We start from the raw sequence: 7,551 nt of genomic DNA, 5'->3' as shown, positions 1-7,551 counted from the left end.
GGGAGGCACTTCGGCGGCGACGATGGCCGAGGTCAGGCCGCGGCCGCCCAGACCCGCCCAGGCGGCCGGGCAGTCTTCCACGGAGGTGGTCAGGTTGGTCATGTTGACGCGGTAGATCTTGTTCATGTGCGCATCTCCCTTTCTCAATGATACGGGTTTTCCATGAGGGACGATCTCCTTTCCGAAAGGGAGGCTCCGCCGTTTCCAGCGAAACCCATAGGCCGGCAACCCTGGGGGCCTTCCCCTTTAGGTCGTCCGGCTCGGAGGAACGGGAACCTTGGTCGGGGCGGATGGCATCCGCCCTGGGCGCACGTCGGTGCGCCCCTACGAGAATTCAAACACGTAACTGGCGAAATTTTTTTGTCGCCAGCAACCGACGAACACGCCCAGGCCGTAGGAGAGTTGTTCCAGCAGATAGAACAGAGCGAAGGCCGGCGGCGAGAGATCGGGGCGCCGCAGCCGGTAATCGACCCCCACCACCCAGAGTCCGAGCAACGCAAGGGCCATCCCCGCCTGCGGCAGGACAATCCCGAGAAGGATGATCGGCAACAGGTAATAGCGTAGCAGATGATAGCCCAGATAATAGGCCAGGCTCGCCAAGGCGCGCAGGCGCGCCTGAAAAACCGCGAGGATTCCCTGGCGCAGCCCGCGCCGATTGAGCTTGGCGTGGGTGACGCCGGCATCGATGAGCAGTACGGCGGCGCAGGTGCCGAACACCGCGGCCTGCAGGGTGGCCAGGCCGATCATCAGCAACAGCAAGGCAACGCACAAACCGGGCGGCAAGAGCAATTTTTTGCGCCGCTGGGGATGTAGGGTCTGCAACATTCCCTCGGAGGTGCCGTAGTCGAAGCGCCGCCGCATGAAGGCCACCAGGCGGCTGCGGTGGTTGTGGCACACCTTGCCCTTGGGCAGGTAGACGATGCGGTAGGCGCAGTCGCGCAGTCGCCAGGTGAGGTCAACGTCCTCACCGACGTGGAGATCCTCGCGAAAGCCGCCGACAATGGCGAAGGACGTGCGCCGCACCAGCAGGTTGCAACTCGGCAGGTAGAAGGTGTCGTTGCCTTCCTTGCCGTTGCGTTCGCGCCCGCCCAGGTTGAGGCTCGACATGACCGTTTCGTAGCGATCCAGGCCGCGGCGGCTGTTCATACCGTCGACCCAGCCGCCCACCGCGGCGACCTCGGCATCGGCGAAGCTCGGCAGCAGTTCGCCCAGCCATTGGGGCGAAGCGGTGCAGTCGGAATCAATGAAGGCAAGAATGTCGCCGCTTGCCGCGGCCGCGCCGCGATTGCGCGCCGCCGCCGGACCCGTGCCGCGGCCGCCGCTGGCCAGCAGGCGCGCGCCGAATTCCAGAGCCACCTGCGGCGAGGCGTCGCGGCTGCCGTCGTCGACCACGACGATCTCCAGGCGCTCTTGGGGATAATCGAGTCGGCGCAGGGATTCCAGGCACTTGCGCAGATCCTCGGCGCGGTCGAGAACCGGGATGACGACACTGACCCGGGGCTGGAAGTCGGGAGTTTCGGTCGGCTCCTCGCGTAGGGCCAGCCCTTGAGCGACCAGGGTTTCCCAGATCTTGCGCTCGCCGGGTGTGGCCGCGGCGACGGCCGCCTCCCGGCCGCGGCGGGCCAGGTCCGCCAGTTTCTGGTTGATGCGCAGCACCCGGTAGGGGCGCTCGGTCACCAGGAAAAGGCCCGAGGGTGATTCCTCGATGCGCACCGATGCGAGCAGGCGGTAAGTCATGTTTTGGCCTCGGGCAGCAACCCTTCGCTTTGGAAAATCTCCATCAGGCTCTCCACCACCTCATCGGGGGGCAGAAAGTGCATCTTGCCTTCGCGCGGTTGAATGCCGCCGGAGAGCAGCGCCAGAATGCGCTCAAAGGCGGGCAGACTGGGATCGGGCGTGGTGGAGCGCAGGGGGTCGGGGCGCGGCGTGGCGAATTCGCCCTGATCGAGGGCCGCGCCGAGGGCGCCGACTTCCCATTCGGGCAGGCTCAGATCCTCCAGCCCCCAGGTCTCCAGGGCCTGGGTGGTGGCCGTCACCACCGCCTCCAGGGCGGGATAGCGCGGTTCCTTGAAACCGGCCTCGCAGAGGATGGCGCAGGGCAGCTGCGCAACGATTTTCTGCCGTGAGCCGCGATCGCCCTTGCGCAAGATCTCCACCTCTTGGTCCTTGACCAGCAGGGACAGGGCCGCGCTTACGCAGCCCAGATCCTGCCGGGCCGCCGCCAGGGCCGGCGCCGGATCGCTGCCGCCGTCGAGCAGGCGGTTGCCGGTGAGAACCAGGTCGGGGCGCAGAATGGCATAGACCCGCTGCCAGAGGTGCGCCCCGGCGACGGCATCGCCGCCCGCCAGCACGCCGTTCCAGACGCGGATGGCGCGCTCGGCGCCCATGGCCAGGGCCAGGCGCAGACTGTCTTCGAGCGATTTGGGGCCAACCGCCACGGCGGTCACCCGCGCCACCCCCGCGTCCCGCAGTTCCAGGGCATGCTCCAGAGCTTCCAGATCGGCGGGATTGGTCAGGCACCGCAGGCCGCGATCGCGGATGCCGGCGCCTTTGGCCATGAGCCGCACCGGCGGCCGGGGATCGCTGCACTCCCGCAGAATGACGAGGATATCCAATTTTTTCTCAGCCATGGGGACGTCTCCTCAGGTCATGCGGAAGGACACGCCGAAGCCGCCCCGGGGGTAGCTCCAGCGGGTGAAGGCGTTCTGCCGGCAGACCACGTAACAGGTGCCGCACTCCAGGCAGCCGTCGTAGACAAAGGTCATTTTCTGGTCTTCCTCCGACCAGGTATAGCAGCGCGCCGGGCAGGAATTGGTGCAGCCGCGCTGGTCGCAACCCACGCACACCTTGGTGTCGAGGACGATGTGAGGTTCGCGGTCGATACGGAAGCTGGTGACGTCGAAGATCTCGTCGACGTTGATTTTCATAGGGCTCTCCATCCCGAATAGACATCGGCGATCATGTTCTTGAGACCGATTTTTTCCTTGACGGCGCGCATCAGCAGTTTGGTCATGGTTTCCTTGGGGGTGCCGTCGATGCGGTAGATTTCATCCATGATGCCGCACAGCAACTCCGGATACTGGGTGTAGATGCGATCGTTGTGCAGCATGTGCGGGGTGCGCCGGTAGAGCTTGAGATCCTGCATGACGTAGCTGTTTTCCAGCATGCGCTGGTAGCAGGCCAGGCTCTGCTTGGAGAAATCCTTGCGCTGGTGGGCCTCGATGGCGGCCTTGCCGGCGAGCATCCCCGAGTGGGTGGCGAGGTTGATGCCTTCGAGGTTGAGGCCGGTGACGATACACAGAGCCGCGGCGTCGCCCGCCACGAGGATGCCGGGGCCGTGGGTCTCGGGCACCATGTCGTAGCCGCCCTCGGGCACCAGGTGCGCCGAGTATTCCAGCAGCCGTCCGCCCTTGAGCAGCTTGGCCATCTGCGGCTGCTCCATGAAGGCGTTGAGCAGGTCGTAGGGGGTTTTGCCGCTCTCGCTCAGGCTGCCCAGGTGCATGACCAGGCCGATGGAGAGGGAATCGTAGTTGGTGTAGAGGAAGCCGCCGCCGCGCACCCCCTGGGTGCAGCCGACCAGCTCGTTGGAGGCGCCCTGGTCGCGCACCAGGCCGAAGCGGTCGTCGATGACTTCCTTGGGCAGGTCGATGAGGGCCTTGACGCCCACCGCCATCTGCGCCGGATCAAAGGCCGGGCGGCGCAGGCCGGCCTTCTTGGCGGCGAAGGAGAGCACGCCGTCGGCGGCGATCACCACCGGCGCCTTGATCTCGCCGCCATCGCGCATCACCTTGACGCCGGTAATCTGCGCGCCGTCCTTGAGCAGATCCTCCACCGTGCAGCCGCAGTAGAGCTTGGCGCCGGCCTTGACCGCCTCGTCGGCGAGCCAGCGGTCGAAGCGCGGGCGATACACGGTGTAGCCGTTGTAGGGGACGCGATCCGAAGCCTGGGTGTCGAAATTGACGTTGAAGGAGGATTCCTCGGTCAGAAAGGTCAGGGATTTCTTGACGATGTGGCGCTCCAGGGGCGCCTGGTTCCAGAACTCGGGGAAATGCTCCTCCAGGGCGGTGAGGCGATGGAGCACGCCGCCGAACATGTTCTTCTCGCCGGGATAGCTGCCGCGTTCGAGCAGCGCCACATCCAGGCCGGCCTTGGCCAGGGTCAGGGCGGCCGAGGAGCCGGCCGGCCCGGCGCCGATGACGATGGCATCGAAAGAGCGTTTCATGCGACACCTCCGGTAGCGGCCCGAACCCGTTCCAGCAGCAGCGGCATGACCGCCTTGAGGTCGGCGACGAAGCCCTCGTCCGAATTGGGGAAGATGGGCACCTTGGGATCGATGTTGAGGCTGATGATGCGGCGCGAATCCTTGATGCCGCCGATGTGGTGCATGGAGCCCGAGATGCCCAAGGCCAGGTAGAAGCGCGGCGCCACGGTCTTGCCGGTCTGCCCGACCATGCGCTCGAAGCCCGTCCAGCCCAGGTCGTAGACCGGGCGGGTGACGCCGAGGGAGACGTTGAGCAGTTTGCACAGTTCGAGCAACTGATCGAAGCAGGCCTGATCGCAGCCGAGCCCGGCGCTGAAAATCACTTCGGCCTCGGAGACGTCGACGGTCTGGGGGTCGGGCGGAATGCGCTCGATAATGCGGATCTTGCCCGGCGCCGCGCTCGTCGGACCGGCGAGTTGCACCTGCTCCGGCACGCTGCGCTTCATGGAGGGCAGCAGCGCGGCGCTGAGAATCTGCGGATTGACCGTCAGCACCAGGGTGCCCTGGCCGTTCCAGAACCAGGCTTCCTGCACCCGTTTACCCAGGGCGCGACGCATGAGCTTGAGCCCCTGGTGGTCGCGTGCCGTGGCGACGGCTTCGGTGTACAGGGGTCCGTCGAGCTGCGCCGCCAGCAGGGGCGCCAGGGCGTGACCGAGATCGTTGTGCGGCAGCAGCACCACGCCCGCGCCCTGGTCGCGCGCCGTCAGGGCGATGAGCGCCGCCTGCAGATCGGGGGCATCGGTCACTTCCGCGCTGCTCGGCTGCACCAGCAGGCGCGTCAGGCCGTAAGCGCCGCACTGCTCCGGAACCTCCGGGGCGAATCCCGAAAAACACAGGGCCGACCAGGCGACATCGAGCTTCTTCGCCAGCCGCGAAGCCTCGCTGAGCAGGCCCTTGCCGGTTTCCTCGAGTTCGCCGCCGGGCAGGTCGAGTACGGCCAGCACCGGCCCTGGTGCGAAGGGTTGGTTAGATCCGCCGAAAGCCATCAGATGGACCTCCCGGTCTTGTGGCCTTCCCAGATGGCCATGTCGACCTTGCGCGGCGCCACGCAGTCGCCGATGCGGTAGAGCTCCTTGACCTTGCCCTTGAGGGCGAAATACAGATCGGCGTCGACCTGCTGGCCCATGGCCAGAACGATGGAATCGAAGGGGCCCCAGGTCTGCCACTGGTTGGAATAGACGTTGAAACCCTTGATTTCCTTTTGTCCGGCTTCGCCGCCGACTTCCATCACGGCGATGTCGGGGGTGAAGGTCACGCCCTTTTGCAGTAGGCGCTGGCGCGTCAGGTAGAGATCCTGGGTGGGGCCGAGCTCAGCGCCGACGAACAGGCTTGAGGTGATGATGTGCACCGTCTTGCCCAGATCGGCGAGGCGCTCGGCGGTGGCGGAGGCACGATGGTGGCCGTCGTAGTCGATGAGGCACACCTTGTCGCCCAGCTCCGGCTTGCCGTCGAGGACCTGCCAGACGTTGAACACCGCCGGGCCGTCGGCGCCGCCCACCGGATGGCTCTTGGGCTGGCTGCCGGTGGCCACCACCACCACGTCGGGGTTGGCCTTGAGAATCTCCTCGGGGGTCAGCCGGCTTTGCAGGTGCACCCGCACCCCGGCCTTGTCGACCTGATCCTTCTCGTTGCGGATGATGACGCCGAACTCGTCGCGCCCGGCGCCCTTCATGGCGGTGAGCACCTGGCCGCCGAGGTTTTCGTTGCGGTCATGGAGATCGACCTGGTGACCGCGTCGACCGGCCATCTTCGCCGCCCACAGGCCGGCGGGACCGCCGCCCACCACCATGACCTTTTTCTTCACCGGCGCGGGCTTGAGGGTGCCTTCGCCCCATTCCTTCTCCAGGCCCACGGCGGGGTTCTGGATGCAGCCAAGGGTGCGGTTGATGCCCATGCGGCCGATGCAGCCCTGGTTGTCGCCGACGCAGTAGCGGATGTCCTCAAGGCGCCCTTCGAAGGCTTTTTTCGGCAAAAAGGGATCGCAGATCAGGGCGCGACACATGCCGACCATGTCGGATTGGCCGTTGGCCAGCACCTTCTCGGCCATGACCGGATCGTTGATGCGGCCGGTGCAGAATACCGGCAGTTTGATCTTTTCGCGCATCCCCGCCGCCAGGGGGATGGTGTAGCCGAGCGGGGTGTGCATGGAGCCTTCCACCAGGTAGAGATTGTAGAAGGTGGCGATGGAGAGGTCCATGAAGTCGATGAGGCCTGAAGCTTCGAATCGCGCGCCGATCTCCTGAATCTGGCCGAGATCGAGGCCGCCGGGGATCATCTCGTCGGCGCACAGGCGAATGCCGAGGGTGAAATCCTTGCCCACCGCCTTGCGCACCGCCTCGATGAACATGAGAGGAGCGCGCATGCGGTTTTCCAGGCTGCCGCCGAACTCATCGGAGCGGAAGTTGGTGAGGGGCGAGAGGAACTGACGCGCCAGGCTCGAATGGCCGAACTGCAGCTCCACCCCGTCGAAGCCGCCCTCGCGCACATGCACCGCGCTCTTGGCGAAGTAACGGCATACCTCCTCGATGTCCTCGGGCTCCATCTCCTTGGGCGTCTCGCGGAACAGGACGTCGGGCATGGGACTCGGCGCCCACACCGGCAGGCGCGAGATGCTGCCGTCGCACTGCTGGCCGTTGTGGTTGAGCTGGCAGAAGATCTTGGCGTCGTACTGGTGCACGTAGTCGGTGATCTTGCGGAAGCCGGGAATGACCTCGGGATGAAAGGCCTCCACCAGTTTTTCGTAGGCGGTGTCCGTGGGGTGCACGCTCATCTCTTCGGTGATGATCAGGCCCGCGCCGCCCTTGGCCCGCTCGCCCCAGTAATACATGTGACGCTCGCTGGGCATGCAGTGCTCGGCGAAATTGGTCAGGTGCGGCTGAAAGGAGATGCGGTTTTTCAACTCAACCTGGCCGAGTTTGATGGGCGAGAACAGGTATTCGAACATCATGGTTTAGGCTCCTGGCTTTTAAATTCGGTTCACCGCAGAGGGCGCTGAGTTCGCTGAGAAGACAAATGGAATTTTATGATTTCTCTGAATTTCTCAGTGTTCTTCGCGATCTCCAGTGAGCGAGGCGAACGGGCGGTAAAAAAGATTTTTTAAGCCGCCGACGCCTTCTGGTTTTCCTCGGCAATCGAGGTCACGCAGCGCTCCAGGCACTCGGGATCGCCGCCCTCGATGTCGTTCTTGAGGTGATAGGCCACCGCCGGGCAGCCGCCGTGACACTGGTCGAAGCGCTGGCAGTCCTCGCAGGAATGGATGCGCAGGCCGCGCAGGGAGGCGAAGATCTCCC

General features: G+C 65.3%; 7 protein-coding genes and 1 riboswitch. All 7 genes read right to left on the bottom strand.

All coding sequences use genetic code 11. The features are described from left to right. Positions 1-158 precede the first annotated feature (158 nt). A riboswitch (molybdenum cofactor riboswitch) is annotated at positions 159-278 on the bottom strand. Positions 279-324: 46 nt separating this feature from the next. Next, positions 325-1,737, bottom strand: a complete 1,413-nt coding sequence (mftF, locus tag QAT43_RS13215) for a mycofactocin biosynthesis glycosyltransferase MftF (protein ID WP_305043554.1) — start codon at positions 1,735-1,737, stop codon at positions 325-327. Next, positions 1,734-2,630 (bottom strand): electron transfer flavoprotein subunit beta/FixA family protein, encoded by an 897-nt coding sequence (locus QAT43_RS13210; RefSeq protein WP_305043553.1) that lies wholly within the window; start codon positions 2,628-2,630, stop codon positions 1,734-1,736. Before QAT43_RS13210 ends, mftF begins: the two co-directional genes overlap by 4 nt. A 12-nt stretch (positions 2,631-2,642) precedes the next feature. Further along, a complete protein-coding gene (locus QAT43_RS13205; protein WP_305043552.1) occupies positions 2,643-2,927 on the bottom strand; it encodes a ferredoxin family protein in 285 nt (94 codons plus the stop codon). Beyond that, positions 2,924-4,222 (bottom strand): FAD-dependent oxidoreductase, encoded by a 1,299-nt coding sequence (locus QAT43_RS13200; RefSeq protein ID WP_305043551.1) that lies wholly within the window; start codon positions 4,220-4,222, stop codon positions 2,924-2,926. Before QAT43_RS13200 ends, QAT43_RS13205 begins: the two co-directional genes overlap by 4 nt. Continuing rightward, positions 4,219-5,247: an electron transfer flavoprotein subunit alpha/FixB family protein gene (locus QAT43_RS13195; protein ID WP_305043550.1), complete on the bottom strand. Its 1,029-nt coding sequence runs from the start codon at positions 5,245-5,247 to the stop codon at positions 4,219-4,221. Before QAT43_RS13195 ends, QAT43_RS13200 begins: the two co-directional genes overlap by 4 nt. Continuing rightward, positions 5,247-7,208, bottom strand: coding sequence for a mycofactocin system FadH/OYE family oxidoreductase 2 (locus tag QAT43_RS13190; protein WP_305043549.1), 1,962 nt, complete (start codon positions 7,206-7,208; stop codon positions 5,247-5,249). Before QAT43_RS13190 ends, QAT43_RS13195 begins: the two co-directional genes overlap by 1 nt. A gap of 149 nt (positions 7,209-7,357) precedes the next feature. After that, on the bottom strand, positions 7,358-7,551 hold a 194-nt coding region (locus tag QAT43_RS13185; protein WP_305043548.1), incomplete at its 5' end, for an SPASM domain-containing protein.

The organism is Geoalkalibacter sp., assembly GCF_030604225.1.
Classification (GTDB): domain Bacteria; phylum Desulfobacterota; class Desulfuromonadia; order Desulfuromonadales; family Geoalkalibacteraceae; genus Geoalkalibacter.
Note: the sequence above shows the minus strand (reverse complement) of the source record. Positions and strands in the feature narration are given on the sequence as shown.

What these genes read in the sequence shown, in the direction of transcription:
- mftF (WP_305043554.1), bottom strand. Translation starts at nt 1,737, where the DNA reads ATGACTTACCGCCTGCTCGCATCGGTGCGCATCGAGGAATCACCCTCG.
- QAT43_RS13210 (WP_305043553.1), bottom strand. Translation starts at nt 2,630, where the DNA reads ATGGCTGAGAAAAAATTGGATATCCTCGTCATTCTGCGGGAGTGCAGC.
- QAT43_RS13205 (WP_305043552.1), bottom strand. Translation starts at nt 2,927, where the DNA reads ATGAAAATCAACGTCGACGAGATCTTCGACGTCACCAGCTTCCGTATC.
- QAT43_RS13200 (WP_305043551.1), bottom strand. Translation starts at nt 4,222, where the DNA reads ATGAAACGCTCTTTCGATGCCATCGTCATCGGCGCCGGGCCGGCCGGC.
- QAT43_RS13195 (WP_305043550.1), bottom strand. Translation starts at nt 5,247, where the DNA reads ATGGCTTTCGGCGGATCTAACCAACCCTTCGCACCAGGGCCGGTGCTG.
- QAT43_RS13190 (WP_305043549.1), bottom strand. Translation starts at nt 7,208, where the DNA reads ATGATGTTCGAATACCTGTTCTCGCCCATCAAACTCGGCCAGGTTGAG.